This window comes from Streptomyces sp. NPDC039609 (assembly GCF_055596705.1).
Genome location: NZ_JBVIUJ010000007.1, coordinates 581,128 through 598,411 on the forward strand (window position 1 = coordinate 581,128; position 17,284 = coordinate 598,411).

16 protein-coding genes are annotated in these 17,284 nt (G+C 72.9%); 10 read left to right on the forward strand and 6 right to left on the reverse strand.

What is annotated here, in order from left to right; genetic code table 11:
• Window positions 1-29 precede the first annotated feature (29 nt).
• Both ACZ561_RS23860 and ACZ561_RS23865 read right to left on the reverse strand, forming a co-directional pair.
• Complete coding sequence (locus tag ACZ561_RS23860; protein WP_470998461.1) at window positions 30-956, reverse strand: HhH-GPD family protein; 927 nt, start codon at window positions 954-956, stop codon at window positions 30-32.
• Window positions 957-978: 22 nt separating this feature from the next.
• Window positions 979-1,641: a phosphatase PAP2 family protein gene (locus tag ACZ561_RS23865; RefSeq protein ID WP_470998464.1), complete on the reverse strand. Its 663-nt coding sequence runs from the start codon at window positions 1,639-1,641 to the stop codon at window positions 979-981.
• A 182-nt stretch (window positions 1,642-1,823) separates the two neighbouring features.
• Here ACZ561_RS23865 and ACZ561_RS23870 point away from each other — a divergent pair, with 182 nt between their 5' ends.
• Window positions 1,824-2,642 carry a hypothetical protein gene (locus tag ACZ561_RS23870; protein ID WP_470998467.1) on the forward strand — a complete coding sequence of 273 codons (819 nt, stop codon included), beginning with the start codon at window positions 1,824-1,826 and terminating at the stop codon, window positions 2,640-2,642.
• Window positions 2,643-2,708: 66 nt separating this feature from the next.
• Here ACZ561_RS23870 and disA read toward each other — a convergent pair whose 3' ends face one another.
• Both disA and radA read right to left on the reverse strand, forming a co-directional pair.
• Entirely contained in the window at window positions 2,709-3,767 is a 1,059-nt protein-coding gene (disA, locus tag ACZ561_RS23875) for a DNA integrity scanning diadenylate cyclase DisA (RefSeq protein ID WP_329125588.1), read from the reverse strand.
• 172 nt (window positions 3,768-3,939) lie between these two features.
• Entirely contained in the window at window positions 3,940-5,343 is a 1,404-nt protein-coding gene (gene radA / locus ACZ561_RS23880; RefSeq protein WP_470998470.1) for a DNA repair protein RadA, read from the reverse strand.
• A gap of 185 nt (window positions 5,344-5,528) precedes the next feature.
• Between radA and ACZ561_RS23885 the strand changes: the two genes are divergently transcribed.
• Window positions 5,529-7,253 carry a BACON domain-containing protein gene (locus ACZ561_RS23885; protein ID WP_470998473.1) on the forward strand — a complete coding sequence of 575 codons (1,725 nt, stop codon included), beginning with the start codon at window positions 5,529-5,531 and terminating at the stop codon, window positions 7,251-7,253.
• Between the two features lie 93 nt (window positions 7,254-7,346).
• Here the strand turns inward: ACZ561_RS23885 and ACZ561_RS23890 are convergent, their stop codons facing one another.
• Window positions 7,347-8,189, reverse strand: coding sequence for a DUF3109 family protein (locus tag ACZ561_RS23890; RefSeq protein ID WP_470998476.1), 843 nt, complete (start codon window positions 8,187-8,189; stop codon window positions 7,347-7,349).
• Window positions 8,190-8,229: 40 nt separating this feature from the next.
• Between ACZ561_RS23890 and ACZ561_RS23895 the strand changes: the two genes are divergently transcribed.
• The 5 genes from ACZ561_RS23895 to ACZ561_RS23915 all read left to right on the forward strand — a co-directional run bounded on the left by ACZ561_RS23895 (window position 8,230) and on the right by ACZ561_RS23915 (window position 13,594).
• On the forward strand, window positions 8,230-9,162 hold the full coding sequence (locus ACZ561_RS23895; RefSeq protein ID WP_470998479.1) for a Ppx/GppA family phosphatase: 933 nt from the start codon (window positions 8,230-8,232) through the stop codon (window positions 9,160-9,162).
• Window positions 9,163-9,596: 434 nt separating this feature from the next.
• A complete protein-coding gene (locus tag ACZ561_RS23900; protein WP_470998482.1) occupies window positions 9,597-10,433 on the forward strand; it encodes a sugar phosphate isomerase/epimerase family protein in 837 nt (278 codons plus the stop codon).
• On the forward strand, window positions 10,430-11,041 hold the full coding sequence (locus ACZ561_RS23905) for a TetR/AcrR family transcriptional regulator (RefSeq protein WP_470998485.1): 612 nt from the start codon (window positions 10,430-10,432) through the stop codon (window positions 11,039-11,041). The genes ACZ561_RS23900 and ACZ561_RS23905 overlap by 4 nt, the downstream gene beginning before the upstream one ends.
• A gap of 129 nt (window positions 11,042-11,170) precedes the next feature.
• The gene (gene ilvD, locus ACZ561_RS23910) at window positions 11,171-13,024 is read left to right on the forward strand and encodes a dihydroxy-acid dehydratase (RefSeq protein WP_470998488.1); all 1,854 of its coding nucleotides are present in this window, start codon (window positions 11,171-11,173) and stop codon (window positions 13,022-13,024) included.
• Window positions 13,025-13,165: 141 nt separating this feature from the next.
• Window positions 13,166-13,594, forward strand: coding sequence for an acetyltransferase (locus ACZ561_RS23915; RefSeq protein ID WP_470998491.1), 429 nt, complete (start codon window positions 13,166-13,168; stop codon window positions 13,592-13,594).
• Window positions 13,595-13,601: 7 nt separating this feature from the next.
• Here the strand turns inward: ACZ561_RS23915 and ACZ561_RS23920 are convergent, their stop codons facing one another.
• Window positions 13,602-15,731, reverse strand: a complete 2,130-nt coding sequence (locus ACZ561_RS23920) for a serine/threonine-protein kinase (RefSeq protein ID WP_470998494.1) — start codon at window positions 15,729-15,731, stop codon at window positions 13,602-13,604.
• Window positions 15,732-15,887: 156 nt separating this feature from the next.
• On the opposite strand from ACZ561_RS23920, the gene ACZ561_RS23925 reads away from it, so the two are divergent.
• The 3 genes from ACZ561_RS23925 to ACZ561_RS23935 are packed head-to-tail and all read left to right on the forward strand — an operon-like array spanning window position 15,888 to window position 17,154.
• Window positions 15,888-16,202, forward strand: coding sequence for an SH3 domain-containing protein (locus ACZ561_RS23925; protein WP_470998497.1), 315 nt, complete (start codon window positions 15,888-15,890; stop codon window positions 16,200-16,202).
• Between the two features lie 16 nt (window positions 16,203-16,218).
• Entirely contained in the window at window positions 16,219-16,563 is a 345-nt protein-coding gene (locus ACZ561_RS23930; RefSeq protein WP_470998500.1) for an SH3 domain-containing protein, read from the forward strand.
• Window positions 16,564-16,617: 54 nt separating this feature from the next.
• Window positions 16,618-17,154 carry a hypothetical protein gene (locus ACZ561_RS23935; RefSeq protein ID WP_470998503.1) on the forward strand — a complete coding sequence of 179 codons (537 nt, stop codon included), beginning with the start codon at window positions 16,618-16,620 and terminating at the stop codon, window positions 17,152-17,154.
• Window positions 17,155-17,284 lie beyond the last annotated feature (130 nt).

The window sequence follows — 17,284 nt, forward strand, 5'->3', positions numbered from 1 at the left end:
GGTCGGGCTCGGGACTTCGGGCAGGTCGGTCAGGACTGCGGCAGGCGGTACAAGCCGCCCTCGAGAGGCTCGACCAGGCCGTCGGCGACCAGGCCGTCCAGCGCACGGGCCCGCTGCACCGGCTCGTCCCAGACCGCGTCCAGGGCGGACTGCGACACGGCGCCCACCGCCTCCCGGAGCACGGCGAGCAGCCGGCCGCGGACCTGCCGGTCCGTGCCGGCGTAGGTCTGACCGCGCCGCGCCGGCCCGTCGTGGGCCGGCTTCCCCGACATCCGCCAGACGCAGCTCGCGGCGATCGGGCAGCGCCCGCAGTCCTCGTTCTTCGCCGTGCAGACCAGCGCGCCCAGCTCCATCGAGGCGGCCGCCCAGCGGGCCGCCGTCGCCTCGTCCTCGGGCAGGAGCGCCCGCGCGAGCCGCCGCTCGGCGGCGGTCGTGGCGTTCGGCGGGTACTGCACGCCCGAGGCGGCGCGGGCGAACACCCGGCGGACATTGGTGTCGAGCACCGGATGCCGCTGTCCGTACGCGAACGAGGCCACCGCCGCCGCCGTGTACTCCCCGATCCCGGGCAGCGCGAGCAGCGCGGCGTGCTCGCTCGGTACGTCGCCGCCGTGCCGCTCCGTTATGGCCACGGCCGTCGCGTGCAGTCGCAGCGCGCGCCGCGGGTAGCCGAGCCTGCCCCAGGCACGCACGGCCTCGCCGGGCGCGTCGGCCGCGAGGTCGGCAGGGCGCGGCCAGCGCGCGAGCCACTGCTCGTACACCGGAAGCACCCGTACGACCGGGGTCTGCTGGAGCATGAATTCGCTGACCATCACGCCCCACGCCCCCGCCTCGGGGCGGCGCCAGGGCAGGTCGCGGGCGTGCCGGTCGAACCAGGCGAGGACGGGCCCGTGCAGCTCGGCCGGGGCCGGGGCGGGGGCGTCGTCGAGCACGGGGATGGAGGCATCGGTGGAAGTCATGGCACCCCCGATCCTGGCACGTTCAGCGCGCGCCGTGGCGCACGCCCTCGGGGCGCGCGGAGGCGCGCGGGCGCGGCCCGCGCCCCGCGCACCACACCACCGCGCCGGTGCGGCTCGACCGGCCCGTCTCCACCAGCGCCCGAACCGGGCGGGTCGCCGCCCTGACGGCGAGGAACGCGACGGCGCCCCCGAGCAGCAGCCCGACCGTCACGTCGTGCGGGTAGTGGACACCGACGAAGACCCGGGAGAACGCCATGAGCAGCGCCATCGGCACGGTCAGCCACACGATCCCGCGCCACGCCAGCGCGAGCGCGACCGCCGCCGCGCCCGCGATGGCGGCATGGTTGCTGGGGAAGGACCAGTCGCCGGTCGGCGGGCACGGGACGAGCGAGGCGGGCGCGCCCGCGACAGCCCTGCACGGACGCTCCTCGTCCACCAGCGTCTTGAGCGCCTCGCTCACCACATAGCCGAGGGCGGTCGCGAGGGGGGCGAGCAGCGCGAGCGCCATCGCATCGCTCGCCCCGGACCTGGCCCGCCACCATCCGGCCACGAACAGCACGCCGAAGAGCAGCAGTCCGGCCTCGGTCCACACCTCGGCGAGCTGTTGGAACCAGTGCGGGGTGGAGTGGGCGAAGTCCGTGACGTCGCGATAGAGGTCGTCGGTGAGGTCGGAGAGGTTGTCCATGATCAGGACGCTATCCGGCGCCCGATGTCCGGCGCCCGTGCCGAAGGGCCACGAGGACCCCCGACGAAAGTGGGGGTGAGCGGGGGCATTCCGACGTTCCGGATGTGATCATCGGCAAAACTTGATGCCTGGGGCGGCGGGTGGGGCGGGAGTTGGCGCCGATCTCTCGTAAGGTTCGTGCCGTGGGATCACTGCGCAATCCGGTCGGGCCGCTTCCCTCCTCCATCTACTGGCGACGGAGGGCGGTCGCGCTGTGCCTGGTCGCACTTCTCGCGCTGATCGCCCTCTGGGCCGTCACCTCCGGCGGAGGCGGCGGGAAGAAGGCGAACGACGCCGCCAACGGCTCTTCGCCCGCGCCCTCGATCACCCCCGGACCTTCCGGTTCCGGTCCTGCGATCAGTGAACAGCCGGGCGGACGGGACGAGTCGGGCGACTCGGGTGAGAACTCCGGTGGCGACGGAGGTGACGCCGGTTCCGGTGGTGCCGGCGGCGCGGACGCGGGCTCCGAGGCCGGCGGCAAGAACGGGGACACGGACGGAGCGGGCGGCGACGGCGGCGCGAGCACGGGCGCGGGGCAGCAGGTTCCGGCCAATTCTCCGCTGCCGAACTGCGCACCCGGAGCGCTGCAGTTGACCCTCCGCAGCGCCAAGGTCTCGTACGCACCGGGCGAGAAGCCCCGCTTCCACCTGGAAGCCAAGAACACCTCGGCCGTCGACTGCAAGGCCGATTTCGGGCCGAAGAACGCGGTCCTGACGATCAGCGACGACAAGGACGACGACATCTGGTCGTCCCAGGACTGCCCGCGTCAGGCCGGCGGCGTGCTGCTCCGGATCCCGGCGCGCTCGACGATCACGCACAGCGTGGACTGGGACCGCGGCCGGAGCGCCCCGCAGTGCGCCACCGCCCCGGCGGGCCCGGTGGGACCGGGAACGTACCTCGTGGAGGCGGCGATGCCGGGGGTGAAGGTCCTTCCGGCGTCGTTCACGCTGGCCAAGGACTGACGTAGACACGAGAAAGGGGTCGTACGGGAATCTCCGTACGGCCCCTTTCCCCGTCTGCGGGTGCGGCTAGACGTACCGCTCCAGGATCGAGGACTCCGCGAGTCGGGAAAGGCCCTCGCGGACGCTGCGCGCCCGGGCCTCGCCGACGCCGTCGACGGTCTGGAGGTCGTCCACGCTGGCCGCGAGCAGCTTCTGGAGCCCGCCGAAGTGCTCCACGAGCCGCTCGATGATCGCGCCGGGCAGCCGCGGGACCTTGGCGAGAAGCCGGTAGCCGCGCGGGGAGACCGCGGAGTCGAGGGTCTCGGGGGAGCCGCTGTAGCCCAGGGCTCGCGCCACGATGGGCAGTTCGAGGAGCTCGGCGTGGGTGAGCGCGTCGAGCTCGGTGAGCGCCTCGGCGACCGTACGGGAGCGCTTGGCAGTGGGCTCGGGCACGTAGTCGCGGATGACGAGCTCGCGCTCGGGCTCCACGCCCGCGATCAGTTCGTCGAGCTGGAGCGAGAGGAGTCGGCCGTCGGTGCCGAGCTCGACGACGTACTCGGCGATCTCGGTGGCGATCCTGCGGACCATCTCCAGGCGCTGCGCGACGGCCGTGACATCGCGGACGGTCACCAGGTCCTCGATCTCCAGGGCGGAGAGCGTGCCGGCGACCTCGTCGAGGCGGAGCTTGTACCGCTCCAGGGTCGCGAGCGCCTGGTTGGCGCGCGAGAGGATCGCGGCCGACTCCTCCAGGACGCGGCGCTCACCGTTCACGTAGATCGCGATGAGCCGCATCGACTGGGAGACCGAGACGACCGGGAAGTTGCACTGCTTGGAGACACGGTCCGCGGTGCGGTGGCGGGTGCCGGTCTCCTCGGTGTGGATGGAGGCGTCCGGGACCAGCTGGACACCTGCCCGGTGGATCTTGGAGATGTCCTTGTCGAGGACGAGCCCGCCGTCGAGCTTGCACAGTTCGCGCAGCCGTGTCGCGGTGAACTCCACGTCCAGCACGAAGCCGCCGGTGCACATCGAGTCCACCGTCTTGTCCATGCCGAGCACGATCAGACCGCCGGTGTTGCCACGCAGAACGCGCTCGAGGCCGTCGCGCAGTGCGGTGCCGGGAGCGACCGCGCTGAGGGCCGCGCGCATCAGCGCTTCGTTCCCGTCCTTGGCTGCCACTGCACTCCTCCGGCTCGTACGGATGGGCGAGACCAGGGCAAAGTCTAGCGACACCGCCCCGCGGCCCTCCGCCGCGCGCCGGATCACACCCCCTTCTCGCCCCGCCCCCGCCCTTGGGGACCGCCCGTCCGCGCCCCGTGCGCTACCCGTCCTCGCCCTTGGGAGCGGCTGCTCGGCGGCTGCGCGGGAGCACGCGCAGGGCGTCGCCCATGTCCGCGACCTCCGTCACCTTCATGCCCGCCGGCACCTTCCCCGGGTCCGTGGGGACCAGGGCGTGGGTGAACCCGAGCCGGTGCGCCTCGGCCAGCCGCCGCTGCACGCCCGTGACCCGGCGGACCTCGCCCGCGAGCCCGACCTCGCCGATCGCGACCAGGTTCTTCGGCAGCGGGGTGTCACTGGCGGCGGAGGCGAGCGCGAGCGCGATCGCCAGGTCGGCGGCGGGCTCGGAGAGCTTCACACCGCCCACCGTCGCCGAGTAGATGTCCCGCTTGCCGAGCGCGGTGATCCGCCCGCGCTGCTCCAGGACGGCCAGCATCATCGAGACCCGGGAGGTCTCCAGACCGGACGTGGTCCGGCGGGGGGACGGGATCTGGGAGTCGACCGTCAGCGCCTGGACCTCGGCCACGAGCGGCCGGCGGCCCTCCAGGGTGACGGTCAGACAGGTGCCCGGCACGGCGACGTCGCGGCGGGTCAGGAACAGCCCGGAGGGGTCGGCCAGGCCCGTGATCCCCTCGTCGTGCAGCTCGAAGCAGCCGACCTCGTCCGTCGCCCCGTACCGGTTCTTCACACCGCGGACCAGCCGCAGGCGCGCGTGGCGGTCGCCCTCGAAGCTCAGGACGACGTCGACCAGGTGCTCGAGGAGGCGCGGGCCGGCGATCGCGCCGTCCTTGGTGACATGGCCGACGAGCAGCGTGGACATGCCCCGCTCCTTGGAGGCCCGGATCAGCGCGCCGGCGACCTCGCGCACCTGCGCCATGCCGCCGGGCGCGCCGTCGATCTCGGGGGAGGCGACGGTCTGCACCGAGTCCATGATCAGCAGCGAGGGCTTGACCGCGTCGAGGTGGCCGAGGACGGCGGACAGGTCGGTCTCGGCCGCCAGGTACAGATGGTCGTTCAGCGCGTTGATCCGGTCGGCCCGCAGCCGGACCTGGCTCGCGGACTCCTCGCCCGTGACGTACAGCGTGCGGTGCTCGTCGCTCGCGGCCTTCGCGGCGACATCCAGGAGCAGCGTGGACTTGCCGACGCCGGGCTCACCGGCGAGCAGCACGACCGCTCCGGGCACGAGGCCCCCGCCGAGGACCCGGTCCAGTTCGTCGACGCCGGTCGAGCGCGCCGTGGCCTGCCGGCCGTCGACCTGGCCGATGGGCAGCGCGGCGGTGGAGACCCGGCCGGCGGCGGTCGTGCGGACGGCGGGCGCGCCGTACTCCTCGACCGTCCCCCAGGCCTGGCACTCGGGGCAACGGCCGAGCCATTTGGCGGTCGTCCAGCCGCACTCGGTGCAGCGGTAGGACGGCCTGTCCTTGGCGGATTTCGTACGGGCAGCCATGCACCGAACCGTAGCGGGCCGCACTGACAACGGGTGCCGAGCCCGGAGACCGCCGACCCGGCGACGGGAGCCCGGCGGACGGAATGTCGCGTTCCTGTCCCCTTTTGAGGGATACCTTCACCCGTACGGATTAAAAGTGTTCAACCGGTACGAAGACCCCGCCCAGTCCCGCCTACGGTCGCCCAGTGACGAGCAGCAGGCTGGAACCCTCCACACACACCACCGGCGCACACCGGGCGCACCGGCGGGCGCCCGAAAGCCCGCGCACCCTCGGCCAGCACCCGCCCGCGCGCTACGAGGCCCAACTGGACGGCCTGTTCACCTACTGCCTCTCCGTGCTCTGCGACCACGACGCCGCGACCGCCGTCCTCGGCGACGTCCTCGCCGTCGCCGAACGCCACCACGGCCGCTGCCCGTCCGACGCGGAGGGGCGCAAGGCCTGGCTCTACGCCTTGGCCCGCTGGGCCTGTCTGCGCAGCCTCGGGGAACAGCGCCGCAGGCGACAGGGCGCACACACCGGCCGTCCCGTCGTCACCGAGCCCGAGCCGCCCCCGGTCTCCGAGGAGATCGCCGAGCGCCGGCGCGCGGAACTGGCCCAGCTCGCCTGGCCCGAGGCGGCCGGCACCACCCCAGAGCAGCGCGAGGCCCTGGAGCTCGCCGTCCGGCACGGCCTCGGCCACCGCGGAGTCGCCGCCGTGCTCTCCCTCGACGCACTCGCCGCCCGGGAGCTGCTCTCCTCCGCCGCCTGCGAGGTCGAGCGGACCCGGGCCGCGCTCGCGGTCGTCGAGACGGGCAACTGCCCCACCGTCGCCCGGCTCACCGGCGACCATCAGGTACTGCTCTCCGCGACCCTGCGCGCCGAACTCGTCCGCCATGTCGACGACTGTCCGCGCTGCCGCCGGGCCGCCGAGCGGGCGGGCGCGGGCGGCCCGTGGCCCGGCGCGGCGGCGGTCACCCCGGCCAGACTCCCGCTGGTCGAGGCGCCGAGGGCGGCCGCGTACGTGGCGATGCGGCACGTCCCACGCGCGCGTGCCGGTGCCCCGCGCTTCGGCCCGACCGGTTTCCCGATGGACCCGAAGGACCACGCGGCCCGCCGCGACCGGATGCGGGCCCGCGCCGTGACCACCACCGTTGTGGCGGCGGTGGTCGCGGCCCCCGTGCTCGCCCTGTGGGCCTCGTACCGAGGCGGTCCCCTCATGGGGGACGGCGACCGCGCGGGCGCCCCGGTCACCGCGCACGAGGCGGACGAACCGACGGGCCTCGACGGCACCCCGTACGACCGCTACGAGAACGCGGGCAACGCCCAGACCACCGCCGACCCCCGATTCACCCAGGGCAGCCGCTCCCCGGACGTCTCTGTCGAGGTGATCAGCCCCGGCGGGCCGGTGGGACCCACCCTGCCCGGACAGCCGGCCCCCGGCCGGATCACGGTCGCGGCGCACGGCGACGGGGACACGACGACGCTCACCCTCACGGCGTCCGGCGGCTCGCCCGTCGACTGGTCGCTCTGGACGGACGCGCCCTGGCTGTACGTGAGCCAGGCGTCCGGCACCCTGCGCCCCGGCGAGTCGGTGACGGTCCGGATCGCCGTCGACCAGGCGCGCGAGCCCGCCGGCGCGTGGTCCGCTCGGGTCGGGGTCGACCCCGCGGGCGCGGTGGTACGGATCAACGGCCGCGGGGCCGACACCTCGCCGCCCCCGACAACGGAGGAGCCTCCGCCGACGACGGACCCGACGACCCCTCCGCCGACGACGGACCCGACGACGCCTCCGCCGACCACGGACCCGACGACCCCTCCGCCGACGACCGAGGAACCCCCGCCGACGACGGACCCGACCCCTACGGACGAGCCTTCACCGTCGACGGACCCGGGAACGCCGAGCGGCTCGGACTCGCCTCCGGCCTCGTAGTCCGACGGCGCCCGGCTCGGCGAGCGGGGCGGGCGCCCGGGTGGCCCGGGTCGGTGATCCGCTCGCCACCCGCGTTCCCCGCGTTCTCTACCGCTACACCGGGTCCGCCGGGTGCGGCGCCACCAGCGGCAGCTGGGAGGCCAGCCGGGCCTCGCACAGCTCCACCAGCACGTCGTACGCCGCGCTGCCCATCAGCTCCGTCAGCTCGGGCCGGTACGTCACGTAGACCGGTTCCCCGGCCCCGTGCGCAGAGGTCGCCGAGGTGCACCACCAGTGCAGGTCGTGGCCGCCCGGGCCCCAGCCGCGCCGGTCGTACTCGCCGATCGACACCTGGAGGATCTTCGTGTCGTCGGGCCGCTCGATCCAGTCGTACGTGCGCCGCACCGGCAGCTGCCAGCAGACGTCCGGCTTGGTCTCCAGCGGCTCCTTGCCCTCCTTGAGGGCGAGGATGTGCAGCGAACAGCCGGCGCCGCCCGCGAAGCCGGGGCGGTTCTGGAAGATGCAGGAACCCTGCCAGCGGCGGGTCTGCCGGTCGCCGTCCTCGTCGACCTGCGTCCAGCCCGTCTCCGTGCCGACGTCGTGGAACTGCCACAGCTCGGGCGTGAGCCGGTCCACGTACGAGGCGACCCGCTTCTCGTCGTCCTCGTCGGAGAAGTGGGCGCCCAGCGTGCAGCAGCCGTCGTCGGCGCGGCCCGCCTGGATGCCCTGGCAGCCGCTGCCGAAGATGCACGTCCAGCGCGAGGTGAGCCAGGTCAGGTCGCAGCGGAAGACCTGCTCGTCGTCGGCGGGGTCGGGGAACTCGACCCAGGCACGCGCGAAGTCGATGCCCTTCTCGTCGGGTTCGCCCTGGCCGGCAGCGCCGCTCGGATTCTTGGAGGTCTTCTGAGCCTTGGCAGCGCTGTCTTTGCCCGGCTTCGCCTTTTTCGTCTTTGGCACACCACAAGCGTATGCGGGTGGGAGCAGTAGCGTTCCGTCCATGAGACTCGGAGTCCTCGACGTCGGTTCGAACACAGTGCACCTGCTGGTGGTGGACGCCCACCCCGGCGCCCGCCCGCTGCCCGCCCACTCCCACAAGGCGGAGCTGCGGCTGGCGGAGCTCCTCGACGAAGGGGGTGCCATCGCGCCCGACGGCGTCGAGCGGCTCATCGCGACCGTCCAGGGAGCGATCCAGGCCGCCGAGGACAAGGGCTGCGAGGAAGTGCTGCCGTTCGCGACCTCCGCGGTGCGCGAGGCGACGAACGCCGACGCCGTCCTGGAACGGGTGAAGCGCGAGACCGGCATCGACCTCCAGGTCCTCACCGGCGAGGAGGAGGCCCGGCTCACGTTTTTGGCGGCCCGCCGCTGGTTCGGCTGGTCCGCTGGCAAGCTGCTCCTGCTCGACATCGGGGGCGGCTCGCTGGAGATCGCGTACGGCATCGACGAGGAGCCGGATGCGGCGGTCTCGCTGCCGCTGGGTGCGGGGCGGCTGACGTCGGGCTGGCTGCCGGGCGACCCGCCCGACACGGCGGACGTACGGGCGCTGCGCCGCCACGCGCGCGCCCAGATCGCCCGTACGGTCGGGGAATTCAGCCGCTTCGGCAAGCCCGACCATGTCGTGGCCACGTCCAAGACCTTCAAGCAGCTCGCCCGGATCGCCGGCTCGCCTGGCTCCGAGAAGGGGCTCTACCTTCGGCGCGTCCTGACCCGCTCGTCCCTGGAGGAGTGGGTCCCCAAGCTCTCCGCCATGACGGCGGACCAGCGCGCCGGCCTCCCCGGCGTCTCGGAGGGCCGCGCACCGCAGCTGCTCGCGGGGGCGCTGGTGGCCGAGGGGGCGATGGACCTCTTCGGCGTGGACGAGCTGGAGATCTGCCCCTGGGCGCTCCGCGAGGGCGTGATCCTGCGCCGCCTGGACCACCTGCCGGAGGAGTAGCGCTTACGGGGGCGCTGCCCGGCCCCGTTCCACAACGGACGCACGCGCGGGTGCCGGGGGACCGGGTCCACGCGCGCGACCGGGGACCGGGTCCCGTACGCGCTTGTGCCGGGAGGACCGGGTCCCCCGCATGCGCGCCCTGGGCGTGCCGGGCACCGGGCCTCCTACGCGCGGCGCCGGGCTGGGGGCGGGGCCCCACGCAAGCCTGCCTTCCCCGGGGCACCCGGGCCGGTCCCCCATACGCCCGGCCGGGGGCCGGGCCCACGCAAGCCCGACCTCCGCCGGGCACCCGGGTCCCCGGGGCCGGGCCCCCACGCGCGCGTGAGGTCCCGCGCTCCCCCACGCGCGCGTGGGCCCGCCCGCTTCGCGCCCCGCGCCCCCACGTGACCGGAGCCACCTGCCCCCGGCCTGCCCCGACCCGTACCCTGTCCTTCGTGGCAGAACCAGTGGTGCGCATCCCGGATGCGAAGGTCGCCCTGTCGACGGCCTCGGTCTATCCGGAGTCGACGGCGACGGCCTTCGAGATCGCCGCGCGCCTCGGCTACGACGGCGTCGAGGTCATGGTGTGGACCGACCCCGTCAGCCAGGACATCGAGGCACTGCGCCGCCTCTCGGACTATCACCAGGTCCCGATCCTCGCCGTCCACGCGCCCTGTCTGCTCATCACCCAGCGCGTCTGGTCCACGGATCCCTGGGTCAAGCTCCAGCGCGCCCAGGCGGCCGCCGAGAAGCTCGGCGCGTCCACCGTGGTCGTGCACCCGCCGTTCCGCTGGCAGCGCCAGTACGCCCGTGACTTCGTCACCGGCATCTGGCGGATGGCCGACGAGACGGACGTCCGGTTCGCCGTCGAGAACATGTACCCCTGGCGGTACAAGGACCGCGAGATGCTCGCGTACGCCCCCGAGTGGGACGTCACCAAGGGCGACTACCGGCACTTCACGGTCGACCTCTCGCACACCGCCACCGCCCGCACGGACGCCCTCGCCATGATCGACCGCATGGGCGAACGCCTCGGCCACGTCCACCTGGCCGACGGCAAGGGCTCGGCGAAGGACGAGCACCTGGTCCCGGGGCGCGGCACCCAGCCCTGCGCCGAAGTCCTCGAACGCCTCGCGCACACCGGCTTCGACGGCCATGTCGTCATCGAGGTCAACACCCGGCGGGCGATGTCCGCCGCCGAACGAGAGGCCGACCTCGCGGAAGCCCTCGCCTTCACCCGGCTGCACCTGGCCTCGGCGGCCAGGCCGTCGTCCCGGGCCCCCCGCTCATGACCGGTTCGGCCCCGCGCCGTCGCGGCCGCCCGTCGCGGACCGAGGAGGAGAGCGGTCCGGGTGCGCGTGAACGCATCCTGGACGCGGCCCGCGCGCAGTTCGCCGAACGCGGCTACGACAAGACCTCCGTGCGCGGCATCGCCAAGGCGGCCGATGTCGACGCGGCGCTCGTTCACCACTACTTCGGCACGAAGGACGAGGTCTTCGCAGCCGCCATCGAGGTCTCCTTCGAGCCCACGTCCGTCGTCCCGGCGATCATCGAGGGGCCGCGCGACGCCATCGGCGAGCGGCTGGCGCGCTTCTTCATCGGCGTCTGGGAGAACCCCGTCTCCCGCGCCCCGCTGCTCGCGATCATCCGCTCCGCGCTGACCCACGAAGCGGCGGCGAAGGTGCTGCGCGGCTTCGTGCTGCGCCGGCTCCTGGAGAGGATCGCGGCCGACCTCGACGTGCCGGACCCGAAGTTCCGCGCGGAGCTGGCGGCCTCCCACATGATCGGGATCGCGATCCTGCGGTACGTCATCCAGGTCGAGCCGCTCGCGACCGCCGACCCGGAGAAGATCGTGGAGATGGTGGCCCCCACCCTCCAGCGCTACCTCACCGAGTCCTGACCGGCGCCCCGATCCGCATCCTGACCGAAAGCTGAACATGCCGTCCGGCATACGGACGCGCTGTCCAGATCTTGGTCCGTCGGCGTACGCTCGACAGCAAGCACACCCATTACTGAGGAGCGAGCGACGATGCCCGAGCTGAGGTCCCGCACAGTCACCCACGGCCGCAACATGGCGGGCGCACGCGCCCTTATGCGCGCCTCCGGTGTACCGGGCGCGGACATCGGCCGTAAGCCGATCATCGCGGTCGCCAACTCCTTCACGGAGTTCGTCCCCGGCCACACCCACCTGCAGCCGGTCGGCCGGATCGTCTCCGAGGCCATCACGGCGGCCGGGGCCATCCCGCGCGAGTTCAACACGATCGCCGTCGACGACGGCATCGCGATGGGCCACGGCGGAATGCTGTACTCCCTGCCCTCCCGCGACCTGATCGCGGACAGCGTGGAGTACATGGTCGAGGCGCACTGCGCCGACGCCCTGATCTGCATCTCCAACTGCGACAAGATCACCCCCGGCATGCTGAACGCCGCGCTGCGCCTCAACATCCCGACGGTCTTCGTCTCCGGCGGTCCGATGGAGTCCGGCAAGGCCACGCTGGTCGACGGCACGGTCCGTACGCTCGACCTGGTCGACGCGATCTCCGACGCCGTCAACGACAAGATCTCGGACGAGGACATTCTCCGTATCGAGGAGAACGCCTGTCCGACCTGTGGCTCCTGTTCCGGCATGTTCACCGCCAACTCGATGAACTGCCTGACCGAGGCCATCGGCCTCTCGCTGCCCGGCAACGGCTCGGTCCTCGCCACCCACACGGCCCGCAAGGCGCTGTACGAGAACGCGGCCCGCACGGTCGTCGACATCACCCGTCGTTACTACGACGAGGACGACGACTCCGTCCTGCCGCGCTCGATCGCGACCTGGGCGGCCTTCGAGAACGCCATGGCCCTGGACATCGCCATGGGCGGCTCGACCAACACGATCCTGCACCTGCTCGCCGCCGCCCAGGAGGCCGAGCTGGACTACGGCCTGTCCGACATGGACGCGGTCTCGCGCCGTGTGCCGTGCCTGGCCAAGGTCGCGCCGAACGTGGCGCCCGGCGGCACGTACTACATGGAGGACGTGCACCGCGCCGGCGGCATCCCCGCCATCCTCGGCGAGCTGTACCGCGCCGGTCTGCTCAACGAGGACGTCCACACCGTCCACTCCCGCTCCATCAAGGAGTGGCTGGAGACCTGGGACGTGCGCGGCGGCTCCCCGTCGGAGGAGGCCGTCGAGCTGTGGCACGCGGCGCCCGGCTGTGTCCGCTCCGCGACCGCCTTCTCCCAGTCCGAGCGCTGGGACTCCCTGGACACCGACGCGGCCGGCGGCTGCATCCGCGACGCGGCGCACGCGTACTCGAAGGACGGCGGACTCGCGGTCCTGCGCGGCAACCTGGCCGTGGACGGCTGTGTCGTGAAGACGGCCGGCGTCGACGAGTCGATCTGGACCTTCGAGGGCCCGGCGGTCGTCTGCGAGTCGCAGGACGAGGCCGTCGAGAAGATCCTCAACAAGCAGGTCAAGGACGGCGACGTGGTCGTCATCCGCTACGAGGGCCCGCGTGGCGGCCCGGGTATGCAGGAGATGCTGTACCCGACCTCCTTCCTCAAGGGCCGGGGTCTGGGCAAGACCTGCGCGCTGGTGACGGACGGCCGCTTCTCCGGCGGTACGTCGGGGCTGTCGATCGGCCACGCCTCGCCGGAGGCCGCGTCGGGCGGCACGATCGCCCTGGTCGAGGACGGCGACCGGATCCGTATCGACATCCCGAGCCGCTCGATCGAGCTGCTGGTCGACGACGCCACGCTGGCGGCGCGCCGTGAGGCGCTGGGCGGGGTCTACGCCCCGAAGAACCGGCAGCGGAAGGTCTCGGCGGCACTGCGGGCGTACGCGGCGATGGCGACGAGCGCGGACAAGGGCGCGGTGCGCGACGTGTCGAAGCTGTACTGAGCCGACGCGGTTCCGAGGCATCGCTCCAAGGCATCAGGGACGCGGGGAGTGGGCGGAGACGCTCACTCCCCGCGTTCGTGCGTGTGCGCTACGATCACGACTTCGCGTTCATGATTGTCATGCTCACGATTGGGGAGTCGTATGCGTGCCTCCGTACGCCGTACCGCCGTCGTCGCGACCGCCGTCGCCGCCCTCGCGGCCCTGAGCACCACCCCGGCGAGCGCGGCGACCCCGGCCGAGATCTGCGGATCGGGTTACGTCCAGATCGACTCGAGGACCCTGCAGAACTCGTCGACCGTCCTCGCCCGCATCCACCTGCTCTACAACGCGTCCAACGGCAACAACTGCGTCGTCACCATGCACGCCCCCGCCACCGCGGGCTTCGCCCTCCCGACCGGCGCCTGGCTCACCGTCCAGGGCTCGACGACGAAGAAGGACCAGCGCACCTACAGCTCGTACGCGGGCCCGGTACGCGCCTCCGCGGCGGGGAAGTGCGTGCGCTGGGGCGGGATGATCGAGGCGGGCGTGGGGGAGTACACGTACACGAGCCCGTGGGAGCACTGCGGCTGACCCGACGTCACCACCCGGCCGGATCCCGCCCGTCCACCGCGAACACGGACCCGTCGGGCGCGCTCCCGAACACCTTCTCCCCGGCCACGACGGGCGCGGGCACGGTGGTCGCGTACCCGAGCCTGCCGTCCCCGAGCCGAGGCTTCGTCTGCCCGATGAGCGCACCGCGCACGGTGTCGACGGCGATCAGCCGCCCATCGGCCGCGGAGAGATAGAGCCGTCCGCCGGGCGCGAGCACGGGGGCGGAGACGTTACCGGCGGCGGTCTCCAACTCCCAGACCACGCGCCCGGCGGTGTCGAGGGCGATGAGCCGGCCGGCGGAGTCGAGGAGGTAGGCGGTGTGGCCGTGGACGGCGATCCTGGGATTGTCGAGGGGGTAGGGGAGGGCGGTTCGGCGGACGGAGCCGTCGGTGGGGTTGTACGCGACGAGCGCCTCTGTGCGCAGTCCGCTGTCCGCGGCGGCCAGGAGCAGTGCTCCGTCGTCGGTCGTGGTGATCGGTACAAGCTCTCCGTCGAGACGCCGCTGCCAGGCCGTCTCGCCGGTCCGTGGCCGCAGCGCGCTGACGAGTGTGCGCTGCCTGTCTGCGGTGGTCTCGAAGGCGGTCAGCAGGCGGGACTTCGGGTCGTACGGCCCTACACGCGGACCGGTGTGCCCGCGGGGCGAGTGTCGCCAGAGCTGCTTGCCGGTGGCGCCGTCGACGGCCCTGAGCGTGCTGGAGCCGTTGACGAACACCACGGTGTCACCCGCGGGGTGCCCCCTCCCGATGGGGGCCGCTGTACCCGTGTGCCAGCCGGGCGTACCGGGTCCCGCTGCGTACGTGCGAAGGCCGCCGCCCGCCCCGGCGACACCGATCAGCCCGCCGGGGAGGAGCCAGGGCGCGGGTGGGATCTCTTCTTCGGGTCCGGACCGCTGCGACCACTCCACCCGGCCGGTCGTGGTGTCGATTCGGACGATGCCGCTGCCCCGGCCGGAGCAGAAGAGAGCCCCGGCGGCGTATCCGCAGCTGGGGGCGGAGGCGTCGCCGCTGTGCGGCAGTGCGGTCTGCCAGCCCGCGAACGGCCGCGCCGCCCCCGCTTTGAGCGGCCTTGGGGAGGCAGCGGTCTCGGGTTGGAGCAGGCTCGCGGCCAGGGCGCCACCGCCGGTCAGAACGAGGAGTGCGGCCGCCGCGATCGGCCAACGCGGTCGTCGACGGGCGCGGGGCGCCGGCGCCCGCACGGGCGTGTCCGCGTCCCAGGACCCCGACGGCCCGGGCGCGGGCTCGGGCAGGGTGGGGGGTCGCCGCTGGGCGGGTATGAACGCCGCCGCCTCGTACGAGGGCGGCAGCAGCGCAGCCATGATCTCGGCCGGGGTCGGGCGATCCGCCGGCTCCTTGGCGAGGCAGCGCGCGACGAGGGGAGCGAGCTCGTCCGGAACCCCCGTCAGATCCGGATCGTCGTGGACGACCTGGTACGCGACGATGTACGGGCTGTCGGAGTCGAACGGTCCGTGCCCCGTGGCCGCGTGGACGAGCACGGAGCCGAGCGCGAAGACGTCCGCCGCCGGGCCGACCTCGCGGGGCCGCTGGAACTGCTCGGGTGCCATGAACGGCGGCGACCCGATCAACTTCCCCGTCTCCGTGTGCAGATCGCTGTCCACCGGCCGGGAGATGCCGAAGTCGATGACCTTCGGTCCGGTGTCGGTGAGCAGGACGTTGCTGGGCTTGAGGTCGCGGTGGACGACACCGGCCCGGTGGATGTCGCGCAGTGCCTCGGCGAGTCCGGCGGTCAGCCGACGCAGTTCGGCGGGAGACAGCGGGCCGTTCCGCTTCACCTGGTCGGCGAGGGTGGGACCGGGGACGTAGAGGGTCGCCATCCAGGGACGTACGGCGTCGGGGTCGGCATCCACGACGGGTGCGGTGAAGGCGCCGCTGACCCGGCGCGCGGCGGCCACCTCCTGGCGGAAACGGGCCCTGAACTCCGGGTCCTCCGCGTACTGTCCGTGCACCACCTTGACCGCGAGCCGTAGCCCGGAGGCGGAGGTGGCCAGATGGACGACACCCATGCCACCCGCGCCGAGACATGCCTGGAGACGGTAGCCGCCCGCGTACTCAGGTTCTTCCGCATCCCGGTCGGCACCGGTCCTGCGCAACGGCGGCATAGCCAACCCCCGTGTGGTTCCCCGTTGAGGCCGCGCGCGTGCGCGACGCACGGAGCCTAGTCCATGGCGCCCTTGATGTCGGTGGGGCTTGCTAGCCTGCGCGTCGCAGAGAGTGAATCGCAGCGGAGCGCTTTGCGCCAACGGGGGAGGACACCAATGGGTGTTGACGAATCGAGCGATGCGGCAGCGGTTTCGGAGCTGGACGGAGTGACCACGATGAGCGTGGCGCGCTATCCGGTCGCGCCCGGCTACCGCGTCAATGTGCGCTCCGGGCCGGGTACGCAGTACCCGATCGTGCGGGCGCTGAGCATCGGGGTGAGCGTGCCGATCTACTGCCAAAAGCCCGGCGAGTGGATCACGGGCCCGTATGGCACCACCAATATCTGGGACAACATCGCGAGCGGCGAGTACGTCTCGGATGCCTACGTGAACACCGGCCGGGACGGCTACGTCGCCCGCCGCTGCGGCTGACAGGGGGATACGGACCATGACGCTGAGCCGACGAGCGGTTCTCGCCGCCGGAAGCACCGCCGCCGCGCTGGCTGTGCTGTTCACCACGGCCGGGACGGCCGCCGCGGAGATGGCCCGCTACCCCGTGGCGCCCGGCGTCCGCGTGAACGTGCGCTCCGGCCCGGGTACGCAGTACCGCATCGTGCGGACGCTGGCCCTGGACGTTCGGGTGCCGATCTACTGCCAGACTCCGGGCGAATGGATCTCCGGCCCGTACGGCACCACGAACATCTGGGACAACATCGCGTCGGGCGAGTTCATCTCCGACGCGTATGTGAAGACCGGCAGCGACGGCTACGTCGCCAAGCGCTGCGGCGGCTGACCCCCACCCCCGCCGCCGCCCCCTTCTGTCGCCACCCCAGGGATAATCGACCTCGTGAGCGACGAAGACCAGACCGCCAAGCCCAGCACCACCGCCAAGGGCGCGGCCGGCGGTACCCCCGCCGGCCCGCAGCCCGAGGAGATCCGATTCTTCGGGACGACGTGGGTCGACCACAGCGGCAACTACGGGCTGCGCCGCGCCGCGCTCGCCGTCGGTGCGCTCGTCGCCGCCGCGGCGGGCTGCTTCGTGCTGCGCTTCGCCTACGAGGGGCTCGCGATCGCCGAGGTCGGCGGCATCCTGAACCTGCTCGTGGTCGTCATGTTCGCGATCTGCAGCGCCATCGCCTTCCGTAAGACCTGGGAGAGCTTCGTCCGCCGCCCCGCCGACCCGGCCCGCGAGGACTCCCTGCGCAGCCTGAAGATGATCGGCTTCGTCGGCTCGCTCCTCGCCTACTTCTTCCGCTGCTTCGTCGAGGCCCCGGGCGAGCAGCTGCGCCGCATGGAGTACGAGACGGCCCGCACCCAGTACGAGAAGCGGCGCGGCGCCCGCGCGGGCAACCCGGCGGCCCGCAAGAAGCGCAAGGGCAAGTAGCCGGCACTCCGCCGTACCCGCACTCCGCCGTACCCGCACTCCGCCGTACCGGCACTCCGCCGTACCGGCACTCCGCCGTACCGGCACTCCGCCGTACCGGCACTCCGCCGTACCGGCACTCCGCCGTACC